Annotated in this window: 20 protein-coding genes; 15 read left to right on the top strand and 5 right to left on the bottom strand. The window is 72.6% G+C overall.

What is annotated here, in order from left to right:
* Positions 1-125: 125 nt before the first annotated feature.
* Positions 126-1,472, bottom strand: coding sequence for a 4-aminobutyrate--2-oxoglutarate transaminase (gene gabT / locus HA039_RS08825; RefSeq protein WP_167026343.1), 1,347 nt, complete (start codon positions 1,470-1,472; stop codon positions 126-128).
* Positions 1,473-1,789: 317 nt separating this feature from the next.
* On the opposite strand from gabT, the gene HA039_RS08820 reads away from it, so the two are divergent.
* The 4 genes from HA039_RS08820 (at position 1,790) to HA039_RS08805 (ending at position 9,765) form a co-directional block, all read left to right on the top strand.
* Positions 1,790-4,003 carry a type IV secretory system conjugative DNA transfer family protein gene (locus HA039_RS08820; protein WP_167026340.1) on the top strand — a complete coding sequence of 738 codons (2,214 nt, stop codon included), beginning with the start codon at positions 1,790-1,792 and terminating at the stop codon, positions 4,001-4,003.
* Between the two features lie 123 nt (positions 4,004-4,126).
* Positions 4,127-5,668: a PucR family transcriptional regulator gene (locus tag HA039_RS08815; protein WP_167026337.1), complete on the top strand. Its 1,542-nt coding sequence runs from the start codon at positions 4,127-4,129 to the stop codon at positions 5,666-5,668.
* Between the two features lie 531 nt (positions 5,669-6,199).
* Positions 6,200-7,648: an aldehyde dehydrogenase family protein gene (locus tag HA039_RS08810; RefSeq protein WP_167026334.1), complete on the top strand. Its 1,449-nt coding sequence runs from the start codon at positions 6,200-6,202 to the stop codon at positions 7,646-7,648.
* A 143-nt stretch (positions 7,649-7,791) separates the two neighbouring features.
* The gene (locus HA039_RS08805; protein WP_167026331.1) at positions 7,792-9,765 is read left to right on the top strand and encodes an acyl-CoA dehydrogenase family protein; all 1,974 of its coding nucleotides are present in this window, start codon (positions 7,792-7,794) and stop codon (positions 9,763-9,765) included.
* Between the two features lie 91 nt (positions 9,766-9,856).
* Here the strand turns inward: HA039_RS08805 and HA039_RS08800 are convergent, their stop codons facing one another.
* The gene (locus tag HA039_RS08800; RefSeq protein WP_425086408.1) at positions 9,857-11,041 is read right to left on the bottom strand and encodes a glycoside hydrolase family 64 protein; all 1,185 of its coding nucleotides are present in this window, start codon (positions 11,039-11,041) and stop codon (positions 9,857-9,859) included.
* Between the two features lie 283 nt (positions 11,042-11,324).
* On the opposite strand from HA039_RS08800, the gene HA039_RS08795 reads away from it, so the two are divergent.
* The 8 genes from HA039_RS08795 (at position 11,325) to HA039_RS08760 (ending at position 20,663) form a co-directional block, all read left to right on the top strand.
* Positions 11,325-12,320 (top strand): GNAT family N-acetyltransferase, encoded by a 996-nt coding sequence (locus HA039_RS08795; protein ID WP_167026325.1) that lies wholly within the window; start codon positions 11,325-11,327, stop codon positions 12,318-12,320.
* Positions 12,321-12,512: 192 nt separating this feature from the next.
* A complete protein-coding gene (locus HA039_RS08790) occupies positions 12,513-13,205 on the top strand; it encodes a hypothetical protein (protein WP_167026322.1) in 693 nt (230 codons plus the stop codon).
* A gap of 140 nt (positions 13,206-13,345) precedes the next feature.
* Positions 13,346-14,599, top strand: a complete 1,254-nt coding sequence (dxr, locus tag HA039_RS08785; protein ID WP_167026319.1) for a 1-deoxy-D-xylulose-5-phosphate reductoisomerase — start codon at positions 13,346-13,348, stop codon at positions 14,597-14,599.
* Complete coding sequence (locus HA039_RS08780) at positions 14,596-15,897, top strand: M50 family metallopeptidase (protein WP_167026316.1); 1,302 nt, start codon at positions 14,596-14,598, stop codon at positions 15,895-15,897. The genes dxr and HA039_RS08780 overlap by 4 nt, the downstream gene beginning before the upstream one ends.
* 180 nt (positions 15,898-16,077) lie before the next feature.
* On the top strand, positions 16,078-17,235 hold the full coding sequence (gene ispG / locus HA039_RS08775; protein ID WP_167026313.1) for a flavodoxin-dependent (E)-4-hydroxy-3-methylbut-2-enyl-diphosphate synthase: 1,158 nt from the start codon (positions 16,078-16,080) through the stop codon (positions 17,233-17,235).
* A gap of 180 nt (positions 17,236-17,415) precedes the next feature.
* Positions 17,416-18,261, top strand: a complete 846-nt coding sequence (locus tag HA039_RS08770) for a GNAT family N-acetyltransferase (RefSeq protein ID WP_167026310.1) — start codon at positions 17,416-17,418, stop codon at positions 18,259-18,261.
* 30 nt (positions 18,262-18,291) lie between these two features.
* On the top strand, positions 18,292-18,858 hold the full coding sequence (locus HA039_RS34505) for a GNAT family N-acetyltransferase (protein ID WP_167026307.1): 567 nt from the start codon (positions 18,292-18,294) through the stop codon (positions 18,856-18,858).
* A gap of 110 nt (positions 18,859-18,968) precedes the next feature.
* Complete coding sequence (locus tag HA039_RS08760) at positions 18,969-20,663, top strand: proline--tRNA ligase (RefSeq protein ID WP_167026304.1); 1,695 nt, start codon at positions 18,969-18,971, stop codon at positions 20,661-20,663.
* Positions 20,664-20,849: 186 nt separating this feature from the next.
* Here HA039_RS08760 and HA039_RS08755 read toward each other — a convergent pair whose 3' ends face one another.
* The 3 genes from HA039_RS08755 to HA039_RS08745 are packed head-to-tail and all read right to left on the bottom strand — an operon-like array spanning position 20,850 to position 22,704.
* Positions 20,850-21,752, bottom strand: coding sequence for an aminoglycoside phosphotransferase family protein (locus tag HA039_RS08755; RefSeq protein WP_167026301.1), 903 nt, complete (start codon positions 21,750-21,752; stop codon positions 20,850-20,852).
* An 11-nt stretch (positions 21,753-21,763) separates the two neighbouring features.
* Positions 21,764-22,186: a ferritin-like domain-containing protein gene (locus HA039_RS08750; RefSeq protein ID WP_167026298.1), complete on the bottom strand. Its 423-nt coding sequence runs from the start codon at positions 22,184-22,186 to the stop codon at positions 21,764-21,766.
* Complete coding sequence (locus HA039_RS08745; RefSeq protein WP_167026295.1) at positions 22,183-22,704, bottom strand: hypothetical protein; 522 nt, start codon at positions 22,702-22,704, stop codon at positions 22,183-22,185. Before HA039_RS08745 ends, HA039_RS08750 begins: the two co-directional genes overlap by 4 nt.
* A 150-nt stretch (positions 22,705-22,854) precedes the next feature.
* Here HA039_RS08745 and rimP point away from each other — a divergent pair, with 150 nt between their 5' ends.
* The 3 genes from rimP (at position 22,855) to HA039_RS08730 (ending at position 24,915) form a co-directional block, all read left to right on the top strand.
* Positions 22,855-23,352: a ribosome maturation factor RimP gene (rimP, locus tag HA039_RS08740; RefSeq protein WP_167026292.1), complete on the top strand. Its 498-nt coding sequence runs from the start codon at positions 22,855-22,857 to the stop codon at positions 23,350-23,352.
* A gap of 2 nt (positions 23,353-23,354) precedes the next feature.
* Complete coding sequence (nusA, locus tag HA039_RS08735; RefSeq protein WP_167026289.1) at positions 23,355-24,470, top strand: transcription termination factor NusA; 1,116 nt, start codon at positions 23,355-23,357, stop codon at positions 24,468-24,470.
* 154 nt (positions 24,471-24,624) lie between these two features.
* Positions 24,625-24,915, top strand: coding sequence for a YlxR family protein (locus HA039_RS08730; RefSeq protein ID WP_167036441.1), 291 nt, complete (start codon positions 24,625-24,627; stop codon positions 24,913-24,915).
* Positions 24,916-25,075: the final 160 nt, after the last annotated feature.

Genomic DNA, 25,075 nt, shown 5'->3' with positions numbered 1-25,075 from the left:
TACGTCAGGGCGGGGAGGACGGACAGCGGGAAAGCGCGGCCCCCATGGCCCCCGCACACCTTCTTCACAGGCTCTGACCAGCGGTTACCGACCATGAGTGTCGTTCCGCGCCCCTAGGGCCCGTCCTAGGACGCGCCCGGGAGCGCGGCGAGCGCCGACTCCAGGACGTCCAGGCCCTCGTTCAGCAGGTCCTCGCCGATCACCAGCGGCGGCAGGAAGCGCAGCACGTTGCCGTACGTCCCGCAGGTGAGGACCAACAGCCCCTCCGCGTGGCACGCCTTCGCCAGCGCGCCGGTCGTCGCCGGGTCGGGCTCCTTCGTGCCCCGGTCCTTCACCAGCTCGATCGCGATCATCGCGCCGCGGCCCCGGACGTCCCCGATCACGTCGTACTTCTCGCTCATCGCGGAGAGCCGGCCCTTCATGATCTCCTCGATGCGCCGGGCCCTCGCGACGAGGTCCAGCTCCCTCATCGTCTCGATCGCTCCGAGCGCGGCGGCGCAGGCCACCGGGTTCCCGCCGTACGTACCGCCCAGCCCGCTCGCGTGCGCCGCGTCCATGATCTCCGCGCGGCCGGTCACGGCGGCGAGCGGCAGGCCGCCCGCGATGCCCTTCGCCGTGGTGACCAGGTCGGGCACCAGGCCCTCGTCCTCGGACGCGAACCACTGGCCCGTACGGCAGAAGCCGGACTGGATCTCGTCCGCCACGAACACGATGCCGTGGTCCTTCGCGAACCGCGCCAGCGCGGGCAGGAACCCCTTCGCCGGCTCGATGAAACCGCCCTCGCCGAGGACCGGCTCGATGATGATCGCGGCGACGTTCTCGGCGCCGATCTGCTTGGTGATCTGGTCGATGGCCTGCGCGGACGCCTCGGCGCCGCAGTTCTCGGGGCCGGTCGGCCAGCGGTAGCCGTAGGCGACGGGCACCCGGTAGATCTCCGGGGCGAACGGCCCGAAGCCGTTCTTGTACGGCATGTTCTTCGCGGTCAGCGCCATCGTGAGGTTCGTACGGCCGTGGTACGCGTGGTCGAACACCACCACCGCCTGGCGCTTCGTCCAACTGCGCGCGATCTTCACGGCGTTCTCGACGGCCTCGGCGCCCGAGTTGAACAGCGCGGACTTCTTCGCGTGGTCGCCGGGGGTCAGCTCGGCGAGCTTCTCGCAGACCTCGACGTACCCCTCGTACGGCGTGACCATGAAACAGGTGTGGGTGAAGTCCGCGAGCTGCGCGGTGGCCCGGCGCACGACGGCCTCGGCGCTGGCGCCGACGGTGGTGACCGCGATCCCGGAACCGAAGTCGATCAGCCGGTTCCCGTCCACGTCCTCCAGGATCCCGCCCCCGGCCCGCGCGGCGAACACGGGCAGCGTGGACGCCACCCCGGCGGCGACCACGGCCTCGCGCCGGGCCTGCAACTCCAGCGACCGGGGTCCTGGGACGGCGGTGACAAGACGGCGCTCCTGCGGGATGGCGGTCATGAGGGGCTCCTGGGGGGTGTTCCGGCGGTGCTCGGGACGCGGACGTGGACGCGGCGCTCTCCCGCAGGCTAGGCGCGCCGGGCCGCCCCGGGCATGCGCCGTTCGGTAGGGATCCACCCGTGTCGTTTGTCCGCGACGGACATAGGGGGGTGGTTAGGGGCGGGGAGGGGGCGACACCCGGGCGGGCGCGGACCGGTCAACCACGCGCTGACGCCGGGTAGTCGCCATACTGTGTCTCGACGTATTGCGGTTGCAATACGTCGAGACGAGACGGCGCACACGCGGATCGGTCCTGGCTGGTCAGGGGGCAGGAGCTCATGGACACCGACGGCACGTACGACGCACGGGATGCGCGGGCCGGTTCAACGGGGCGGGCCGGTTCACCGGGAGACGGGTGGGACAACTCCGACGGTCCCCGTGCCCACTCCGTGCCGCGCCCGGCGGGGCCGCCACCGCCCCTGCCGCCCTCCGCGCCCCCGCCGGTGGCCCCCTCGGCCGCCGCCGGCCCCCGGCCCGGGCCCGTGGAGCCGCCGCCCGCCCCCGAACACCGGCCCGTCATCGGCCCCACCTTGCGTGACTGGCTGCATGTCCCGCGCGTCGACGCGGGTCCGGGGACCTGGGCGTACGGACACGTCGTACGGGCGGAGCGGGAACCGGAGAAAGCCCCCCTGCGCCAGCTGGTCAGCGGCGCCCTCATCTCGCTCCTGGCGGGAGTGCTGCTCTGGTCGCTGATCTACAACGGCTATCTCGGCAGCATCTGGGTGTGGCCGCTCCTCGCGTTCACCCCCGACTCCTGGCCGGGAACGACCACGGGCGAGACCTCGCTCAAGGTCTACTACGCACTGATGATCATCGTGATGGCCGTCGTCTTCGGCCGCCTCGGTCGCTGGGCCGAGCTGGCCCGGCGCGCTTTCGGGCCGCGGCCCGGGGCGGGCGTTCCCGTCCCCGTTCCGCCCGGTCCCGAGGACGATCTCGCCGAGTGGCCCGAGCTGCGTGCCGCCGGGCAGGGCGAGACCGCCGCGCGGCTCGCCGCCGAGGTGCGCGACGGGCGGATGAACGACGTCGACTACACCCGCATCCGCCGCGCCTGGCAGTCCGTACGCGCCGACCCCTCCCGCCTCACCGCCTTCACCGACGAGGTCCGCGCCCACGGCGCCGCCGCCTGCGTCCACCCCTCCCACGCCCGCGACCTCCCCGTCCGCGCCGCCCGCCACGACCTGCTGGGGCGTCAGGTCCTCCTCGGCACGGTCCAGGACGGGCAGCGCAACCCGTACGCCCGCCGCGGCACCGGACTGGCCCTCGACCCCGACCTCCTCGGGACCTCGCTGCTGGCCGTCGGCCCGCCCGGCGCGGGCAAGACCCGCGCCGTCGTCCGCCCCGTCGTCGAGTCCCTCGCCCTCCAGGCCCTCGCCGGACGCGCCGCCGTCATCGCCGTCTGCGCCACCGGCACCCGCCTCGGCCCCGACGAGGCGTACGACGTCGTCGTCGGCCTCGGCGACCCCGCCTCCGTGTACGACCTCGACCTCTACGGCGGCACCAACGACCCCGACGAGGCTGCGACCCTCCTGGCCGAAGGCCTGGTCGGCGACCTCGCCGACACCGACGGCCGGCGCGCCACCACCGCCCTCGCGCAGCTCCTCGGCCCCTTCCGCGCCGCCCACGACCGCCTGCCGTCCGTACCGGAACTGCGCGAACTGCTCGACGGCGAACCCACCGCCCTGGCCGCCCTGCGCGAAGCGCTCGACACCAAGGGCCAGTACGGCATGCGCCGCGAACTCGACACCAGGGAACGGCAGTCGGGCACCCCCGGCGACCCCGGGCCCGCGCTCGCCGACCGGATCGCCCTGCTCGACCGCCCCGCCTTCGCCGGGTTCTTCGACACCAGCGGCCGGACCAGGCCCTTCTCCCTGCGCACCCTGGAGCACCCGCTGCGGGTCCGCATCGACCTCCCCGAGCGCGGCCACGCCGAGGCCTCCCGGATGCTGGCGCGGCTCATCCTCGCCCAGTTCACCGCCAACGCCGCCGTCCGCGCCGACCGCTCGCTCTTCGCCTGCCTCGTCCTGGACGACGCCACCCGTACCCTCACCGCCGAGACACTGCGCGGCGTACAGCGCCTGCGGTCCGCCAACGCGGGCGCCGTGCTCACCCTCCGTACGCTCGACGACGTACCGGAAGCACTGCACACCTCCCTGCTCGGGGCCGTCGGATGCCGGATGGCGTTCTCCGGGATCACGACCTGGGACGGCAAGCGGTTCGCCGAGGCGTGGGGCACCGAATGGGTCGAGACCCGGGACGTCACCCAGCGCACGGTCTTCGCCGACCAGCCCCTGACCCGGGCCATCCACGCCTTCCGCAAGCTGGTCACCGGCAAGGCCGTGACGACGGACGCGGTGACCGTACGCCAGGTCGAACGCGAACGCTGGTCCGCCTCCGACCTCGCCCACGCGGTCCCCGCCGGCCACGCCGTGCTGTCGCTGCGCACGGTGGGCGGCGAGCACGCGCCGCCGCTGCTGGTGGATCTGGGCGGCTGAGCCGGGTACGGGGTTCGTACAAGCTGGCAGGATTGGGGAACGCCGTTCGTACGGGACGGCGTACTCGCCCGCCGGTTTCCCGGACGTCCCCGACGTTCCCAGACAAAGGCCTACGGTCCCGCCATGCCGCCCACGCTCGCCTCGCTCGTGCAGCACTCGGCCCTCCACCTCACCGTCCGCGCGGGCGAGGACCGGCTGCGCACGCCCGTGCGCTGGGCCCACGCCAGCGAGCTCGCCGACCCGGTGCCGTACATGGAGGGCGGCGAGCTGCTCCTCGTCACCGCCACCACCCTCGACGCCGAGGACCCGCAGGCCATGACCACGTACGTACGACGGCTCGTCGGCGCGGGGGTCGCGGGACTCGGCTTCGCGGTGGGCGTGAACTACGACGACGTCCCCGAGGCGCTCCTCACGGCGGCGCGCGTCGAAGGGCTGCCTCTGCTCGAAGTGCCCCGGCGCACGCCCTTCCTGGCGATCAGCAAGGCCGTCTCCGCGGCGATCTCGGCGGACCAGTACCGGGCGGTGACAGCGGGCTTCGAGGCCCAGCGCGAACTGACCCGCGCCGCGCTCGCCGACGGGCCCGCCGTGCTGCTCACCCGGCTCGCCGCGTACGTGGACGGCTGGGCGGCGCTGTACGACGCGACCGGCGCGGTGGTCGCCGCCGCGCCCGAGTGGGCGGCGCGGCGCGCGGCCCGGCTGACGGCGGACGTGGACCGGCTGCGGGAGCGGCCGGCGCCGGCGAGCGTGGTCGTCGGGCACACGGGCCACGGCGAGGGGGCGGAGGACCGGGTCGAGCTCCAGTCCCTGGGGACGGGGCGGCGGGTCGGCGGGGCGCTGGCGGTGGGTACGGGCGCGGCGCTGGGCACCGCCGAGCGGTACGCCGTGCACTCGGCGGTCGCGCTCCTCACGCTCACGACCGCGCGGTCGCGGGCCCTCCAGGAGGCCGAGCAGCGGCTCGGCGCGGCGGTCCTGACGATGCTGCTGTCGGGGCAGCCCGACCACGCGCGGTCGGTGGCGGGCGAGCTGTACGGCGGGCTGCTGGACGCGCCCTTCCGCCTGCTGATCGCCGAACCGGAGTCCGACAGCACCGAGCCCGGCACGCTGGAGGCCCTCTCCGACGCGCTGGAGGCGGCGGGGGCGCGGGCGGGGGAGGCGGTGCTCGCGGTCCCCGACGGGGAGCGGCTCGCGGTGCTCGCGGTGGACGGGGGCGCGGTGGTGGCGTCCTTGTCGGCGGCCGCGCCGGACGACGTGGTGATCGGGCTCTCGGCGCCCACGGGGCCCATCGCGGTGGGCGGGGCGTACAAACAGGCCGAGGCGGCGCTGTCGGTGGCGCGGCGGCGGGGGCGGGTGCTGGTCGAGCACGAGGAGCTGGCGGCGGGCTCGATCCTGCCCCTCCTCGCGGACGACGCGGTGCGGGCGTTCGCGGATGGGTTGCTGCGGGCGCTGTACGAGCACGACGCGAAGGGGCGCGGTGACCTGGTGGCGTCCTTGCGGGCGTGGCTGTCGCGGCACGGGCAGTGGGACGCCGCGGCCGCGGACCTGGGCGTCCACCGCCACACGCTCCGTTACCGGATGCGCCGGGTGGAGGAGATCCTGGGACGCTCCCTGGACGACCCGGACGTCCGCATGGAGCTGTGGCTCTCCCTGAAGACGAGCGACCGCTAACACCGTCCGCCCGTTGCGCGGGCGCGGCTCACGGATGTCCTCAAGCGCCGGACGGGCTGGGTGTGGCTCGGGCCTGCCCGTGCGGGTCAAAGATGTCCTCAATCGCCGGACGGGCTTGAGAGGGGTTGCGGTCCGATCGTGACCGTTGCGGTCAAAGATGTCCTCAAGCGCCGGACGGGCTGAAAACAAGCCCGGGGCGGGCCGGGTTGTTTTGGCGTGCGCCTGGAAGGGGGGCGGGCAGGGGTCGTGTCCGGAACGTAGAGCGTGTTTTGTGTCGCGTGACGGGGGTTAATCAGGACAGGTTGGTGAGCGCGACGTAAAACATGCAGTGCAGGACATGGCCCCTGGCCGACCCCCGGCGACGAGCCGAGGGTCGGATCCGGGCCGCAGGGGGCACAATCAAGCCCGTCCGGCGATTGAGGACAAAAGGCCCGGCGCGCGGACCCCCCCCCGCCAAAGCGGCGCCCCCGAAGCAGGCACCACTCCATCGTGGCCAACCCCGCACGACAGCCCCCCACCTACCGTGGACCCATGACTTCCACCACCCCCTTCTGGCTCGCCGGCCGCCAGGCCACCTCCGGCGAGGACACCCTCGACGTGACCTCCCCCTGGGACGGCCGGCACGTCGGTACCGTCGCCGTGCCGACCGAGGCACAGGTCGAGGAGGCCGTCGCGGCCGCGTACGCCGTGCGCGCCGAGTTCGCCGCGACCCCCGCGCACCAGCGGGCCACCGCTCTCGACCACGTGTCGCGCCGCCTCGCCGAGCGCGCCGAGGAGATCGCCCGCCTCATCTCCGCCGAGAACGGCAAACCCCTCAAGTGGGCCCGGGGCGAGGCCGGCCGCGCCGTGTCCGTGTTCCGGTTCGCCGCCGAGGAAGCCAGGCGGTTCAACGGCGGCGAGGCGCAGCGCCTCGACACCGACGCGGGCGGTGCCGGCCGCCTCGCGCTGACGCGGCGTTTCCCGAAGGGCGTCGTCCTCGGGATCGCGCCGTTCAACTTCCCGCTCAACCTCTGCGCCCACAAGGTCGCCCCCGCCCTCGCCGTCGGCACCCCGATCATCCTCAAGCCGGCCCCGGCCACCCCCCTGTCCGCCCTGCTCCTGGGCGAACTGCTGGCCGAGACCGACCTGCCGGCCGGCGCCTGGTCCGTCCTGCCGGTGCCGAACGACCGGATGCCCGCGCTCGTCCAGGACGACCGGCTCCCGGTGATCTCGTTCACCGGTTCCGACAAGGTCGGCTACGCGATCATGGACTCCGTCCCCCGCAAGCACTGCACGCTCGAACTCGGCGGCAACGGCGCCGCCGTCGTCCTCGCCGACTTCGCGAGCGACGCGGACCTCGATCACGCGGCGACCCGTATCGCCACCTTCTCGAACTACCAGGGCGGCCAGTCCTGCATCTCCGTGCAGCGCGTGATCGCGGACGCGGCGGTGTACGAGCGGCTCGTGCCCCGCGTCGTCGCCGCCGTCGAGGCCCAGGTCACCGGCGACCCGGCCGACGACTCCACCGACGTCGGCCCGCTGGTCAGCGAGGAGGCCGCCCGGCGCGTCGAGTCGTGGGTCGACGAGGCCGTGCAGGCGGGCGCCCGGCTCCTCACCGGCGGCAAGCGCGACGGCTCCTCGTACGCGCCCACCGTCCTCGCCGACGTCCCCGAGGACGTCACCCTCGCCCGCGAGGAGGTCTTCGGGCCCGTCCTCACCGTCCGGAGCGTGACGGGCGAGAGCGCCGCCTTCGAGGCCGTCAACGAGTCCGCGTACGGCCTCCAGGCAGGGGTGTTCACCCATGACCTCCAGGCCGCCTTCCGCGCCCACCGCGCCCTGGAGGTCGGCGGCGTGATCATCGGCGACGTCCCGTCGTACCGCGCCGACCAGATGCCGTACGGCGGCGTCAAGCAGTCCGGCGTCGGCCGCGAGGGCGTGCGGTTCGCGATGGAGGACTACACCTACGAGCGCGTGATGGTCCTGACGGGCCTCGCCCTCTGACGCACGCCCGCGGTCCGTGGTGGGCCGGACCGATTGGTCGGCCCACCACTGGTGCGCGTGTCGGATATCGGGTAGATACGGACGAGTAGAACCGGCCGGTACACGTCCACCCGCTCCCGACCTCGCGGCGAGGTGAGTTCCTGATGTCCGCCCCATCCGTACCCTCAGAAGCATCAGCGTCGAAGGACCCGCAGGGCAGGCCCACGGTCTCCGAACGGGAGGCCAGGCAGGTCGCCGAGGACGCCCGTGAGCAGGGCTGGCGCAAGCCCAGCTTCGCCAAGGAGATGTTCCTCGGCCGCTTCCGTCTCGACCTCATCCACCCGCACCCCGTGCCCGCCCCCGACGACGTCCGGCGGGGCGAGGCGTTCCTGGCGAAGGTGCGCGCGTTCTGCGACGAGAAGCTGGACGGCGCCCTGATCGAGCGCGAGGCCAGGATCCCCGACGAGGTGATCGCCGGCCTCAAGGAGCTCGGCGTGCTCGGCATGAAGATCGATGTCAAGTACGGCGGCCTCGGCCTCACCCAGGTGTACTACAACAAGGCGCTCTCGCTCATCGGGTCCGCGAACCCCGCCGTCGGCGCGCTGCTCTCCGCCCATCAGTCGATCGGCGTACCGCAGCCGCTCAAGATGTTCGGCACCCAGGAGCAGAAGGACACCTTCCTGCCGCGCCTGGCCCGTACGGACATCTCCGCCTTCCTCCTCACCGAGCCCGACGTGGGCTCCGACCCCGCCCGGCTGGCCACCTCGGCCGTCCCGGACGGCGACGAGTACGTGCTCGACGGCGTGAAGCTGTGGACCACCAACGGCGTGGTCGCCGACCTCCTCGTGGTGATGGCCCGGGTGCCGAAGGCCGACGGCCGCAAGGGCGGCATCACGGCGTTCGTCGTCGAGGCCGACTCCCCGGGCATCACGGTCGAGCATCGCAACGCCTTCATGGGCCTGCGCGGCCTGGAGAACGGCGTGACCCGCTTCCACCAGGTCCGCGTCCCGGCGGCGAACCGCATCGGCGAGGAGGGCGCGGGGCTCAGGATCGCGCTCACCACCCTGAACACCGGGCGCCTCTCCCTGCCCGCCATGTGCGTGGGCGCGGGCAAGTGGTGCCTCAAGATCGCCCGCGAGTGGTCGGGGGCCCGCGAGCAGTGGGGCAGGCCGGTCGCCCGCCACGAGGCCGTGGGCGAGAAGATCTCCTTCATCGCGGCCACCACGTTCGCGCTGGAGGCGGTGGTCGACCTCTCCTCGCAGATGGCCGACGAGGACCGCAACGACATCCGGATCGAGGCCGCGCTCGCCAAGCTGTACGGCTCCGAGATGGGCTGGCGCATGGCCGACGAGCTGGTCCAGATCCGCGGCGGCCGCGGTTTCGAGACGGCCGAGTCGCTGGCGGCGCGCGGTGAACGGGCCGTGCCCGCCGAGCAGATGCTCAGGGACATGCGCATCAACCGCATCTTCGAGGGCTCGACGGAGATCATGCACCTGCTGATCGCCCGCGAGGCCGTCGACGCCCACCTCGCGGTGGCCGGCGACATCATCGACCCGGACAAGTCCCTCGCGGACAAGGCGAGGGCGGGCGCGCAGGCGGGCAGGTTCTACGCCCGCTGGCTGCCGAAGCTGGTCGCCGGGACCGGCCAACTCCCCGGCTCGTACGCGGAGTTCCACCCCAGCGGCCACGCCGACCTGTCGGTCCACCTGCGGTACGTCGAGCGGACCTCGCGCAAGCTGGCCCGGTCCACGTTCTACGCGATGTCCCGCTGGCAGGGCCGCATGGAGACCAAGCAGGGCTTCCTCGGGCGGATCGTGGACATCGGCGCGGAGATCTTCGCGATGAGCGCGGCCTGCGTACGGGCCGAGATGCTGCGCGCGGGCGGGGACCACGGCCGCGAGGCGTACCAACTGGCCGACGTCTTCTGCCGCCAGGCCAGGATCCGGGTCGAGGAGCTGTTCACGCGGCTCTGGTCCAACACGGACGAGATCGACCGCAAGGTCGTGGACGGCGTCATGTCCGGCACGTACACCTGGCTGGAGGAGGGCATCGTCGACCCCAGCGGGGACGGCCCCTGGATCGCGGACGCGACACCGGGCCCGTCCGGGCGGGAGAACGTCCACCGCAGGATCGGCTGACCCGGCGAGGTCGGTGCCGACGACGGGGCCGCGTCCGCGAAGGAGGGACGCGGCCCTGTCGTACGCCCTGGGAAGTCCCGCCGGACACGCCCTAGTTGAACGGGTCGAGCGTGATGTACGCCTGCTGCGGGTTGCCGTCGTTCACCAGCGACTCGTGCGCGCCGACGTCGTCGAAGGCGAAGGCGTACGCCTTGCCGTCGGCCATCCGGTCGTGGAGCAGCCGCGCGTAGTGGTTGGTCACCCCGTCCTGGTAGAAGTTCGCCGCGCTCGCGTCCGGCTGGTTGGGGTTCGTCAGGAGCGTGGAGCGGTTGAAGCCGGCGCACAGGGTGCGTGAGATCGGCCCGCGTACAAGGTCGTTGGGCGCGTCCAGCAGCTTGTAGCAGCCGAAGACGCTGTCGGAGTCCGGCTTCTGGAAGGACGTGACGACCGCCCCCGCGCTGTTGGTGAAGTTCATGACGTTGCCCGAGACCCGCCCGAAGTACTTGATGCTCGGCTGGTCCGTGAACGGGGTCACGGTCAGGGTCGAGGACGCGTACTTCGTCCAGACCCGGTTGATGTAGTCGTTGAGCACCGCGCCGGACAGGGCCCCGGACCCCACGCCGTGGCCGGGCGAGAGCGCGCGCAGGACCGTACCGTCGGACCGGGTCTGGATCAGGCCGCCCCAGCCGGACTGGCCGCGCAGCGCGCTGTAGAAGCCGTTGTAGCCGCCCGGCTTGAGGTGCCCGGTGGTCCTGGTCGTGCCGTTGGGGATCCGGACGCCGACCGCGTAGGGCGCGGAGAACATGTCGACCTGGGTGCTGTTGATCCAGATCCCGGCGTCGTTGAGCGTGTACTCGGTCCAGTTGAAGAGGATGTTGCGGTTCGGGTCGGCCGGATTCTGGACCGCCGGCTGCACGAGGCCGCCGGTGGTCAGCCGGAAGTCGAGCTTCTGGCCGTACGAGAAGTAGACCCGTCCGGAGAACTTCGGCATCCGGATCGTTTTCGACTGCCCGTTGGCGGGTCCGGCGATCGACGCGTCGGGCGCGGGGGTCGGCGGGTTCCCGCCGGCGGGCCAGGCGTGGAACGTGCCGTTCGCGTCGGCCCACCCCTGCTGGCCCGTGGTGAGCAGGGTGCCCAGGTTGTAGACGTAGACCGGGTCCGTGCGACCGGAGTTGTTGGTGAGGGTCAGGGGGATCGTCGTCGGGACGGCGGCCTCGGCCGGTTCCGCCGGTCCCGCGGCGGTGAACCCCGCGGCGAGGATCACCGCGGCCGCGAAGGGCGCCAGCACCTTCTTCAGGGAGAGCACGCTCTGCCTCCTGCACTGTGGGGGGCGGGGGGTCACGGGGGTGAGAGCGCTCTCAGAATCGATCCGGCGGAGAGGACGTGTCAATGGACGGGACACAACTGCCGTGCCAGGAAAGGCCGTTGGGGCACCCCCGTACGGCCGCCGCCCCCGGCCCCGATAACCCCTGGGAGCGCGCCCGACGACCGCGTATCGTCGCGGCGGACCTCCGGTCCCGGGCACCTGCCGAGCGGGGGCGCACGGCGATGGACACCACGACGACGGACACGGTGACGCGATGACGGACTTCGGCCTCCTGGACGACCTCTCCCGCTGGCAGGCGGGATTCGAGCGGCGGCTGCGCGCCGCGTACGACTCCGCCGGGCACCCGCCGGCCGCCGTGGAGCGCCGCGTCGAGGAGGTCCGGGCCGCCGTCCCCCGGCTGACGGTCGCCGAACTGACCGGGGAGGCGGGGGAGGTGGTGGGCTGTGTCGCCGTGTCCCTGGACGAGGACGAACCGGGCGGGTCCCTCACCGGCCGGATCGTGGACCTCTGGATCGACCCCGAGCACGCCGGCCAGGGGTACGGGGAGGCCGCTCGCACCTGGGCCGAGGACCGGTGCGCGGCGGCGGGGGCGACCCGGCTGACCGTGCAACTCACCGAGACGGAACCGCTGTTCGCGCACTACGCCGTCCGGGGCCAGACACGCCTGCGCCATCTCGCAGCCCCGGCCGCCCCGGCCGCCGATTCCGCACCGCCCCGCGACTCCGCGCCGGCCGCCGGAACCGGTCCCGCGCCCCGGACCCGCCCCGCCCTCACCGCCCGTCCGATGACGGACGACGAGTACGGTCCCTGGCTGGTCGCGGGCAAGGACGAGTACGTCGCCGACATCGTCCGCTCCGGGTCCCTCACCCCCGAAGAGGCCCGGATCAAGTCGGACCGCGACTTCGCCGACCTCCTGCCCGCCGGGCTGGCCACCCCCGACCACGCCGTCGTCGTCCTGGAGGCGGCGGGCGCCCCGATCGGCACCCTCTGGCTCAAGCACCACCACCTGCCCGGGGTGACCTTCGGCTTCTCGCTGGAGATCGACGAACGGTTCCGGGGCCAGGGGTACGGCCACGCCTCGATGGCGGTCGCCGAGAGCGGGACCCTCGCGGCGGGCGACTCGGTGCTGATGTTCAACGTGTTCGGCGGGAACACCGTCGCGATGGGCCTGTACGACGTGTCGGGCTACCGCGCGGTCCTGGAGCACCGCTACACCCCGCTCCCGCGCGAGACCCCCGGCGCCGCGTGAGGAACGGGCCGCCCCGTGCCGCACAATCGAGCCCGGGCGTCGTGATCAACACGGCGACACCGACGCGGTGATCGGCACGGCAGGGGGAGACACAGGGTGGTCGGGGCAGCGAAGCACGACGGGCACGGACACGGACACGGACACGGACACGAAGGCAGGCGCGGACGAGGTCCCCGCCGGAAGCGCCTCACCGTGGCCGTACTCCTCACCGGGAGCCTCCTGGCCACTCTCGCCGGCTGCGACGGCGGCGGTACGGGCGACAACAAGCCGTCCGCCGCCCCCTCCCCGGCGGGCCCGCCACCCCGTACCGAACGCCAACTGACCGCCGCCGCCCTCTCGGACGGCGAGCGGGCCGGCGCCTACACCGTCTCCACGTACCCCCTCGGCGGCCCGCTGGACACGGACTACACGGCGGAGCCCGCCGCCTGCCAGCCCCTCGTCAGCCTCGCCCCCGCCGTGAGCGGATTCCGTCCCGCCGCCGAGGTCGGCCGCCAGGCCGAGAACCCCGCCGAGACGCTCGGCGTCACCGTCGACATCCAGCTGCGCTCGTACGCGGGCCAGGGCGCCGCCCGCGTGATGAAGGCCCTCACCACCGCGGGCCGTACCTGCGCGGGCGGGTTCACCGAGGACCGCCTGTCCCTCGTGCGGGCGAAATACCTCGCGGTCGAGGCGGTCGCGGCGCCGCGACTCGGGGACAGCTCCGCCGCGTACCGCTTCACGATCCTCGACGTCCGGGGCAAGAAGAAGCTGTACGAATACCTGACCGTCGTACGGTCCGGCTCCACCACACTCTCCTTCCGCGCCGAGGTCACCGGCACTCAGGACGTCGGCGCCGTGCCCGCCGACGTGATCCGCGCCCAGTGGGCGAAGTTCGACGCCTCCTGACCACGCTCCCCGACCGCGCCTCCCGACCACCCTTCCGACCGCCCCCCGGAGAACCCCGTCCGGGATCCGCGTGTCCCGATCGGGTCGTGCGGAGGGGCGCGCTGTCCTTACGCGGCGCTGATGGGGCAAGAATGGGGCCCATGAGCGACAGCCCAGCCCCTCTCGCGGACCCGCACATCGCCTTCGATCCCACCGAAGGCCGCCGGGACATCGTCGTCCTCGGCTCGACAGGCTCCATCGGCACCCAGGCCATCGACCTGGTCCTGCGCAACCCCGACCGCTTCCGCGTCACCGCGCTGTCCGCCGCGGGCGGCCGGGTGGCGCTGCTCGCCGAACAGGCGCGGCGGCTCAGGGTGCGCACGGTCGCCGTCGCGCGCGAGGACGCCGTGCCCGCGCTCAAGGAGGCCCTGCGGCTGGAGTACGGCCCGGGCGAGCCCCTCCCCGAGATCCTCGCGGGCCCCGGGGCCGCCACCGACCTCGCCGCGTCCGACTGCCACACGGTGCTCAACGGCATCACCGGCTCCATCGGTCTCGCGCCCACCCTGGCCGCCCTCGAAGCCGGCCGGACCCTCGCCCTCGCCAACAAGGAGTCGCTGATCGTCGGCGGCCCGCTGGTCAAGGCCGTGGCGAGACCCGGCCAGATCATCCCCGTGGACTCCGAGCACGCCGCGCTCTTCCAGGCGCTGGCCGCCGGCACCCGCGCCGACGTCCGCAAGCTGGTCGTGACGGCCTCCGGCGGACCCTTCCGGGGCCGCACGCGGGCGGAGCTGGCGGACGTCACCCCCGAGGACGCCCTCGCCCACCCCACCTGGGCCATGGGCCCGGTCATCACGATCAACTCGGCGACCCTCGTCAACAAGGGCCTCGAGGTCATCGAGGCGCATCTCCTGTACGACATCCCCTTCGAACGCATCGAGGTCGTCGTCCACCCGCAGTCGTACGTCCACTCGATGGTGGAGTTCACCGACGGCTCCACCCTCGCCCAGGCCACCCCGCCCGACATGGGCGGACCGATCGCCGTCGGACTGGGCTGGCCCCGGCGCGTCCCGGACGCCGCCCCCGCCTTCGACTGGACCAAGGCGTCGGCCTGGGAGTTCTTCCCGCTCGACACCGAGGCCTTCCCGTCGGTCGGGCTCGCCCGGCACGTGGGTACGCTCGGGGGCACGGCTCCCGCGGTGTTCAACGCCGCCAACGAGGAGTGCGTGGACGCCTTCCTCGGCGGCCGGCTCCCGTTCAACGGCATCATGGACACGGTCACCGAGGTCGTCGCGGAGCACGGGAATCCCCTCACGGGAACCTCCCTCACCGTGCCGGACGTCCTTGAAGCGGAGACCTGGGCCCGCGCCCGGGCCCGGGAACTGGCAGTGAAGGCAACAGCGGAGGCTCGCGCATGACGATCCTGTTGACGGTCCTCGGCATCGCCGTCTTCGCCGTGGGGCTGCTCATCTCCATCGCCTGGCACGAGCTCGGCCACCTCTCCACGGCCAAGCTTTTCGGGATCCGCGTCCCCCAGTACATGGTCGGCTTCGGCCCGACGGTGTGGTCACGCAAGAAGGGCGACACGGAGTACGGCCTCAAGGCCATCCCGCTCGGCGGCTACATCCGCATGATCGGCATGTTCCCGCCCGACGCCCAGGGCCGTATCGAGGCCAGGTCCACCTCGCCGTGGCGGGGGATGATAGAGGACGCGCGCTCCGCGGCCTTCGAGGAGCTGGAGCCGGGCGACGAGACGCGCCTCTTCTACACGCGCAAGCCGTGGAAGCGCGTCATCGTGATGTTCGCGGGCCCGTTCATGAACCTGATCCTCGCCGTCGCGATCTTCCTCGGCGTCTCCATGAGCTTCGGCTTCGCCACCCAGACCACCAAGGTCGCCGGCGTCCCGAAGTGCGTCATCGAGCAGAGCCAGAACCGCGAGACGTGCGCGAAGGGCGACCCGGTGTCGCCCGGGTACGCCGCGGGGCTCCGTACGAACGACCGGATCGTGGCCTTCAACGGGAAGCCCGTCAAGGACTGGTCGGCGCTCTCCGACCTGATCCGGAAGACCACCGGACCCGCCACCATCACCGTCGACCGGGCCGGCACGGACACGGTCCTGCACGCCACCCTCGTCTCCAACCAGGTCCTCGCCAAGGACTCCGACGGCCAGGCGATCGAGGGCAAGTACGTCACGGCGGGCTATCTGGGCTTCATCTCCGCCTCGGAGATCGTCCCGCTCTCCTTCACCGACTCCGTCGGCCGGATGGGGACGATGCTGGAGGACGGGGTCGACTCGATCGTCGCCCTCCCCTCCAAGATCCCCGATCTGTGGAACGCGGCCTTCGACGGCGGCGAACGCAAGGCCGACTCCCCGGTCGGCGTGGTCGGCGCGGCCCGGATCAGCGGCGAGGTGATGAACCTCGACCAGCCGACGCAGAACCTGATCGCGACCCTGCTGTTCGTGGTCGCGAGCTTCAACCTGTCGCTGTTCCTCTTCAACATGCTGCCGCTGCTGCCCCTCGACGGCGGGCACATCGCGGGAGCGCTCTGGGAGGCGGCCAGGCGCAACCTCGCCCGGCTCTTCAAGCGGCCCGACCCCGGCCCGTTCGACGTGGCGAAGCTGATGCCCGTGGCCTACGTCGTCGCCGGCATCTTCATCTGCTTCACCGTGCTCGTCCTGATCGCCGACGTGGTCAACCCCGTCAAGATCAGCTGATTCCTCCCGCTTCACCACGGCCGGGCACCTTTGTGTCCGGCCGTTGGCCTTTGGGTGGACTTTTCGCGGCGATGTGCTCCCGTACGACGGGGTGGCGTAATCTCGGGGTGCGGAGCCCTCCGATCCCGGGACCGGCCCGTCCGATTCGCATCTGAACCACACCTTGGGGTTGCACACCAGATGACTGCAATTTCTCTCGGAATGCCTTCCGTTCCGACGAAGCTCGCCGAACGAAGGGTCAGCCGCCAGATCCAGGTCGGATCGGTCGCGGTCGGTGGGGACGCGCCGGTGTCGGTGCAGTCGATGACGACCACGCGTACGTCGGACATCGGCGCGACGCTCCAGCAGATCGCGGAGCTGACCGCTTCCGGCTGCCAGATCGTCCGGGTGGCGTGCCCGACGCAGGACGACGCGGACGCGCTGGCGACCATCGCCCGCAAGTCGCAGATCCCGGTGATCGCCGACATCCACTTCCAGCCGAAGTACGTCTTCGCGGCGATCGACGCCGGCTGCGCCGCGGTGCGCGTGAACCCGGGCAACATCAAGCAGTTCGACGACAAGGTCAAGGAGATCGCGAAGGCGGCCCGGGAGACCCGGACGCCCATCCGGATCGGCGTGAACGCCGGATCCCTGGACGCGCGCCTCCTCAAGAAGTACGGCAAGGCCACCCCCGAGGCCCTCGTCGAGTCGGCGCTGTGGGAAGCCTCGTTGTTCGAGGAGCACGGCTTCCAGGACATCAAGATCTCGGTCAAGCACAACGACCCGGTCGTGATGGTCAACGCGTACCGCCAGCTCGCCGCCCAGTGCGACTACCCGCTGCACCTCGGCGTCACCGAGGCCGGCCCCGCGTTCCAGGGCACCATCAAGTCCGCCGTCGCGTTCGGCGCGCTGCTCAGCGAGGGCATCGGCGACACCATCCGCGTCTCCCTGTCGGCCCCGCCGGCCGAGGAGGTCAAGGTCGGCATCCAGATCCTGGAGTCCCTCAACCTCAAGCAGCGCCGCCTGGAGATCGTCTCCTGCCCGTCCTGCGGGCGCGCCCAGGTCGACGTCTACAAGCTCGCGGACGAGGTGACGGCGGGCCTCGACGGCATGGAGGTGCCGCTGCGCGTCGCCGTCATGGGCTGCGTCGTCAACGGACCCGGCGAGGCGCGCGAGGCGGACCTCGGTGTCGCCTCGGGCAACGGCAAGGGCCAGATCTTCGTCAAGGGCGAGATCATCAAGACCGTCCCCGAGTCGAAGATCGTCGAGACGCTCATCGAGGAGGCCATGAAGATCGCCGAGCAGATGGAGCGCGACGGCATCCCCTCGGGCGAGCCCGAGGTCTCCGTCTCCGGCTGACCGTACGGGTCCCCGGCCCGGCCCCGGCCGGCGCCGTACCGTACCCCGCACTCCCACCGGATCCCGCGGTCCCGCGCGCCCCCACCGGGCGCCGGCCGCGGGATCCGCTGCCTGGGGGCGGCGCTCCGCGCGACCGGAAGGTACAGTTCGGAGATCAGCAGACCGTTCGGTGAGGCCCTCGTGTTGACGCACACCACCACCCGGGTCCTCGAACCCAGCGAACTCGGCGCGGCGCTCGCCATCCTGGAGAGCGACCCCGTCACGAACGCCTTCGTGACCTCCCGCGTACGGGTCGCCGGGCTCGACCCCTGGCGCCTCGGCGGCGAGATGTGGGGCTGGTACGCGGACGGGCGCCTGCGCTCGCTCTGCTACTCCGGCGCCAACCTCGTCCCCATCTGCGCCACCCCCGAAGCCGTACGCGGCTTCGCCGACCGTGCCCGCAGGACCGGCCGCCGCTGCTCCTCCATCGTCGGGCCCGCCGAGGCCACCACCCAGCTCTGGCGCCTGCTCGAACCCAACTGGGGCCCGGCCCGCGAGGTCCGCGCCAACCAGCCGCTGATGGTCACCGACCACCTCCCCGCCGACGTCCCGCCCGACCCGCTCGTCCGCCGCATCCGCAAGGACGAGCTGGACGTGATCATGCCGGCGTGTGTCGCCATGTTCACCGAGGAGGTCGGCGTCTCCCCGCTGGCCGGCGACGGCGGACTGCTCTACCAGGCGCGGGTCGCCGAACTCGTCGGCGCGGGACGGTCGTTCGCCCGCGTCGAGGACGGCAAGGTCGTCTTCAAGGCCGAGATCGGCGCCGCCACCCCGCGCGCCTGCCAGATCCAGGGCGTCTGGGTCGACCCCGCCCACCGCGGCCGCGGCCTCTCGGAGACCGGCATGGCCGCCGTCGTACGGTACGCGCTCACCGACGTCGCGCCCGTGGTGAGCCTGTACGTGAACGACTACAACACCCCCGCCAGGGCCGCCTACCGGCGCGTCGGCTTCCACGAGGTCGGCGCGTTCATGAGCGTGCTGTTCTGAGCATGCCCCGCGGTCAGTAGGGTTCGGCCCATGCCGAGCATCCCCGGGAACGCCCCCCGGACCCCCGACGTACAGGTAGGTCCCGTCGACCTCGCCGCCCGCGTCGACGAGGCCCTCGCCGTCCAGGCCCTCGCCTTCGGGCTCAGCGACGACGAGATCGAGGTACGCCGCCACATCGTGCTGCGGCACCTGATGTACCCCGGCTGCCGCGCGCTCGGCGCGACCACGGACGAGGGGCGCCTCGTCGGGTTCGTGTACGGGCTGCCGAACGACCGCGCGCACTGGTGGTCCTCCGTCGTCGAGCCGTACCTGCGCTCCACGGGCACCGACAGCTGGCTGGACGACACGTTCGTGATCACCGAACTCCACGTCCACCCCGGCTTCCAGGCCCGCGGCATCGGCCGCTCCCTCATCACCACCCTCACGGACGGCGCCGCCCAGCCCCGGTCGATCCTCTCCGCGATCGACATCGAGAGCCCGGCCCGGCGGTTGTACCGCAGCCTCGGGTACGAGGACCTCGCCCGGCGCGTCCTGTTCCCGAGCGCCCCGAAGCCGTACGCGGTGATGGGCGCGCCCCTGCCCCTGCGCCGCCCCTGAGGCACGTCCGGGCCTGTCCTGTCCGTCATGCGGGGGTTACTGATTACCGCCCGCCCGCGCCGCCCGGCTAACCTCCAGGCATCAGCCGAGAGAACGCAGGAGTGCTCCCCATGTCCCAGGTCCAGCGCATGTCCCGATTGATGGCCAAGACATTGCGCGACGACCCGGCGGACGCCGAGACCCTCAGCCACAAGCTGCTCGTCCGCGCCGGTTACGTACGCCGCACCTCCGCCGGTATCTGGAGCTGGCTGCCGCTGGGCAAGAAGGTGCTCGACAACATCTCGCGCGTCGTCCGCGAGGAGATGGACGCCATCGGCGCCCAGGAGGTGCTGCTGCCCGCGCTGCTCCCCAAGGAGCCGTACGAGGCGAGCGGGCGCTGGGACGAGTACGGCGACCTGCTGTTCCGCCTCAAGGACCGCAAGGGCGCGGACTACCTGCTCGGCCCGACCCACGAGGAGATCTTCACCCAGCTGGTCAAGGACCAGTGCTCGTCCTACAAGGACCTGCCGGTGATGCTCTACCAGATCCAGACCAAGTACCGCGACGAGGCGAGGCCCCGCTCGGGCGTGCTGCGCGGGCGTGAGTTCCAGATGAAGGACTCGTACTCCTTCGACACCACGGACGAGGGCCTCGCCGAGTCGTACGCGCTGCACCGCGCCGCGTACCAGAAGATCTTCGCCCGCATCGGCCTCGACTTCCGGATCGTCTCCGCCGTGTCCGGCGCGATGGGCGGCTCCGCGTCCGAGGAGTTCCTCGCCCCGGCGGCGGCGGGCGAGGACACCTTCGTGGACTGCCCGAACTGCGACTACGCGGCCAACACGGAAGCGGTCACCTTCACCTTCACCCCGCCCGCCGCGGCCGTCGAGCACGGGCCCGTCGAGGAGCTGGACACCCCCGACACCCCGACCATCGAGACGCTCGCCGCGCACCTGGGCGTGCCCGCGTCCGCGACGCTGAAGAACCTGCTCGTCAAGATCGACGGCGAGATCACCGCGGTGGGCGTGCCCGGCGACCGGGAGGTCGACCTCGGCAAGCTCGGCGAGCACCTGGCGCCGGCGGTCGTGGAAGTGGTCACGGCCGAGGACTTCGAGGAGCGCCCCGACCTCGTACGCGGCTACGTCGGCCCCCAGGGCCTCAAGATCCGCTACATCGCCGACCCCCGGATCGCCACGGGTACGGCGTGGGTGACCGGCGCGAACAAGCCCGACACCCACGCGCGCAACGTGGTCGCCGGGCGCGACTTCGAGGTCGACGACTACCTGGACGTCGTCGTGGTCGAGGAGGGCGACCCCTGCCCGTCGTGCGGCGCGGGCCTCAAGCTCGACCGCGCGATCGAGATCGGTCACATCTTCCAGCTCGGCCGCAAGTACGCCGACACCTTCCAGCTCGACGTGCTGGGCCAGCAGGGCAAGCCCGTGCGCGTGACCATGGGCTCGTACGGCATCGGCGTCTCGCGCGCCGTCGCGGCGCTGGCCGAGCAGTCCGCCGACGACAAGGGCCTGTGCTGGCCGCGCGAGATCGCCCCGGCCGACGTGCACGTCGTCGCCGCGGGCAAGGCGCTCCAGACGGAACTGGCCCTGGACGTCGCCGAGCAGCTGGCGGCGGCGGGGCTGCGGGTGCTCGTGGACGAGCGGGCGGGGGTGTCGCCCGGCGTGAAGTTCACGGACGCGGAGCTGATGGGCGTCCCGCACATCGTGGTCGCGGGGAGGCGCGCGGCGGAGGGTGTGGTGGAGCTGAAGGACCGCCGCACGGGAGAGAAGGAAGAGCTCCCGGTGGCGGACGCGGTAGCGCGCCTGCGCGCGTAGCCCACCCCCCGGGGGCTCCGCCCCCGGACCCCCGCGCCTCAATCGCCGGCGGGGCTTGATGTGCCCTCCGGGCAACAGCCCCGCCGGCGGCGCGAGCGCCGAGCGCACACCCAAGCCCGTCCGGCGATTGAGGACATACGCGCGCAGCGCGTGCGGGGACGGGGCCGCCCGCGCAGGGGACACCCGCTACAGCCAGCTCGCGTACTCCAGCAGGACTTCCGCGTCCTGGCGGCGCCCCAGTGTCAGGGCGCGCGTCCCCGACTCCACCGCCCGGAACAACGCCCACCCCCGCAACCGCTCCTGGTCCATGTCCAGCGACTCCGCCAGCCGGCGCACCCGGCGGCGCGTCGACGAGGCGCCCGGGGCCGCCGCCACCAGGTCCTCCACCCGGTCCCGCGCCAACCGCGCCAGGTCGTAGGCACGCTCCCCGGTCACCGGCTCCGGCCCCACCGCCAGCCACGGCGCGCGGTCGCCGGCCAGTACCTTGCCCTGCCGGAACGCCCCGTGCAGCAGCACCGCCTCGCCCGCCGACGCGCACAGCTCGTCCCGCGCCGCGAGCGCCGCCGTCACCAGCGGCGCCAGCGCCCCGTCCGCCGCCGCGGCCGACCGCATCGCCGCCGCCTGACGGGCGGTCCGCTCCGCCACCGACTCGAACCCGTGCTCCGCCGGCGGCGCCACCCACAGCTTCCGTACCGTGTCCGCCGCCTCCAGCAGCGACTTTGCCTCCGGCAGCGAGCGCAGCGACATCTCCGGGTGCAGGCGCTCCAGCAGCAGCGTGCCCGCGCCGGTCCCCAGCAGCTCCGCCGCCCCCCGGCCCTTCCAGTGCGCCAGCGCCACCTGCTCCAGGCCGGGCGCGGCGAACGGCGGGACGATCTTCAGCGTCGCGGGGGCGCCGTCGGGGCGCCGTACCAGCAGCACCAGGCCACTGCGCCCGCCCGGCTCCACCACCCGCTCCACGGTCACCCGGTGCTCCGCCACGGCCTCGGCCGCCAGGGCGGGCAGCGCGGCCAGCCAGCCGGCGGCCCGGTCGCCGTAGGTCTCGCCCAGCGTGCGGGCCAGCCGTTCCGGCGGTTCAAGGGCGAAAGCCATACGTACCTTTCTCAGCGTCGCTCGGCGAGCCCGGGGAAGGCCACGCCACTGCCGCGCCAGCGCACCGCGCGTACCGCCGCCTCCCTGAGCGCACCCGCGGCCTCCCGCCGCGCCGGGCCCTCCGAGGCCCGCACCAGGTCGGAGTAGACGTCGGCGACGCGGTCCTCCAGCTCGGCGGCGAGCCGGACGGCCGCGGCCCCGTCGGGGACCGCGAACGGCAGAGCGTACGCGGCCGCCGCCACGGCGGGCTCACCGCCCAGGTCCCGCACGGTCCTGGCGAGCGCGTCCCGGCGGGCCCGGTGCGCGGCGTACGCGGCGGTGGCCTCGGCCCCGCGGTCGTCGCCGACCCGGGCGCCGACGATCCCGTACCCGTACACGGCGGCGTGTTCCGCCGCCAGGGCCGCCTGTGTCGCGTCCAGCGCACCGGTGCTCACGAGACGGAACCTTTCGTCAGGAGGTAGACGTGCGTGGCGCCGGCCGCGGCCAGCGAGGCGAGGAGCCGGGCCAGCTCGGGCGGGGCGTCCAGCAGCGCGGCGGAATGCGCGGCGGCGGTACGGCGCTCCGCCGCGGCCAGCGCCTTCACCGCGTCGGCTGGATCGTCCGCGAGAGCGAGCGTCCCCGCCGCCGTGGCGGAAGGGGAAGGAGAAGGGGGAGAGCCGGAAGGGGAGGCGGAGGTGCTCGGGGCCGGTCCGTCCGCCGGGGCGAGTGCCCGGACGTGTGCCGCGACCGCCGTACGCAACGGTGTCAGCGCCGCCGCCAGGTCGGGGTGCCGCTCCAGGACCGCGTCGTACTCGCCCAGCAGCGCCCGGCTGTCCCGCGCGGCGCGCAGCCGCCCGGTGTCCTCGGCCTTCTTCACCGCCGCGGGGTCGGGGCCCTCCGAGGAGCAGGCGGTCAGCAGCCCGCCTCCCACGGCGATGAGGGCATGCCTGCGTGTTGTCCCCGTGCGCCCCACGCGTCTCTCCTCGGGCTCGCGATGATCACCGCAGGCGAGCGTACCCGCGGGTCACCCTCCGGTGGACGGCAACACCCCTCGGGACCGGATACCCTTTGATCTGACACACGACGATCCCACAACAGCACACGCGGCCGAGGAGTCACCCGGATGAGCACCACCGAGAGCGAGAGGCTGCGCGTACTGCTGGAGCCGCTCGTCAGCGCGAAGGACCTCGATCTGGAAGAGGTCGAGGTGGCGCGGGCCGGCCGGCGCCGTGTGCTGAGGATCGTGGTCGACTCCGACGAGGGCGTGGACCTCGACGCGTGCGCCGAGCTGAGCCGTGACATCTCCGACGAGCTCGACGAGACCGACGCCATGGGCGAGGGCGAGTACCAGCTCGAAGTGACCTCCCCCGGGGCCGAGCGCCCGCTGACCGAGCGCCGCCACTACGTGCGCGCCGTCGGCAGGCTGGCCCGGTTCCAGCTCGACGAGGGCGACGAGTTCGTGGCCCGCATCCTCACCGTGGACGACGAAGGACTCGACCTCGAAGTGCCCGGTGTGAAGGGGCGCAAGCCCACCGCCCGGCGCGCCGAGTTCGCGCGGATCGCCAAGGCGCGCGTGGAGCTCGAGTTCAACCGCAAGGACAAGAAGGAAGAGGAGGCGTAGCCGTGGACATCGATGTGAAGCTCCTGAAGGGCTTGGCACAGGAGAAGGAGATCGCCTTCGACCTGCTGGTCGAGGCGATCGAGTCGGCCCTCCTCATCGCCTACCACCGCACCGACGGCAGCCGCCGCCAGGCCCGGGTCGTGCTGAGCCGGGACAACGGCCACGTCACGGTGTGGGCCAAGGAGGACGCGGCGGACCTGGAGGAGGGGCAGGAGGCCAAGGAGTTCGACGACACCCCGTCGGACTTCGGCCGGATCGCCGCCACCACCGCCCGCCAGGTCATCCAGCAGCGGCTGCGCGACGCCGAGAACGACGTCACCTTCGGCGAGTACGCGCGCCGCGAGGGCGACGTCGTCGCCGGCATGGTCCAGCAGGGCAAGGACCCCAAGAACGTGCTCGTCCGGCTGGACGACAAGATGGAAGCCATCCTGCCCGTGCAGGAGCAGGTCCCGGGCGAGCAGTACACCCACGGGCTGCGGCTGCGCACGTACGTCGTCCGGGTGGTCAAGGGCGTACGCGGGCCTTCGGTGACGCTGTCCCGTACCCACCCCAACCTCGTGCGCAAGCTCTTCGCGCTGGAGGTCCCCGAGATCGCCGACGGCTCCGTCGTGATCGAGGCGATCGCCCGCGAGGCCGGTCACCGTACGAAGATCGCCGTCCGGTCGACACGATCCGGTCTCAATGCCAAGGGCGCCTGCATCGGCCCGATGGGCGCCCGGGTCCGCAACGTCATGGCCGAACTGCTCGGCGAGAAGATCGACATCGTGGACTGGTCGGACGACCCGGCGGAGATGGTGGCCAACGCCCTGTCGCCCGCCCGGGTCAGCAAGGTCGAGGTCGTCGACCTCGGGGCCCGCTCCGCGCGGGTGACCGTGCCCGACTACCAGCTGTCGCTGGCGATCGGCAAGGAAGGGCAGAACGCCCGCCTGGCCGCCCGCCTCACCGGCTGGCGCATCGACATCCGGCCGGACACCGAGGAGCCGAGCGAGAGCGACGCCGAGACCGACCGGGGCCGTGACCGCGGCGGGGACTGGGACCGCGAGCGCGACGGCGGACCCGACCGGGACCGGGAGCGGGGCCGTACCGCGGACCGCGGCGGCGACCGGGGCAGGGGCTGAGTCGAACAGGAGCGGGGGCCGGCTCGGAGGAGACGGCCCCGCCCCGGCGATCTCCCGCGCCGCGGGAGATCGTTTTCGGTCGGAGTCGCCCGTCGGCGGGCGTTCGAATCCTGGCCCGGAGGGGTGAGGTCGGTGCGGGGAGGTAGACTTGAACGTGTCTGGCCGGACGAACGCCCGAGCCTGCCCTGAGCGAACGTGCGTGGGGTGCAGGGAGCGAGCGGCCAAGAACGATCTGCTGCGCATCGTGCTGGTCGGAGAACAATGTGTTCCCGATCAACGCGGTACGCTGCCCGGCCGGGGTGCGTATGTGCACCCCGCCTTGGTCTGTCTGGACCTGGCAGTCCGCCGCAGGGCGTTCTCCCGGGCCTTCAAGGCCCAGGGACCGTTCGACAGCGCGGAGCTGCGCGAAGCCGTCGAAGCCCTCGGGGCTACGACGGCGTCGTAGGAACACGGCACCACGAAAGACGTACGGCACGGAACCCCGTGCGGTTCAGGTACCTCGCGAGTTGGAAGTAGGTCGAGATTGCGATGAGCACTCGATGAGTACGCGATGAGTACGCCCATGAAGTAGCGACGGTCCGGCGGTAACCCGGACCTAAAAGGAG

The organism is Streptomyces liangshanensis (assembly GCF_011694815.1).
Taxonomy (GTDB): Bacteria; Actinomycetota; Actinomycetes; order Streptomycetales; family Streptomycetaceae; genus Streptomyces; species Streptomyces liangshanensis.
The sequence above is the reverse complement of the archived record's forward strand: the minus strand, read 5'-3'. Positions and strand labels throughout refer to the sequence as shown.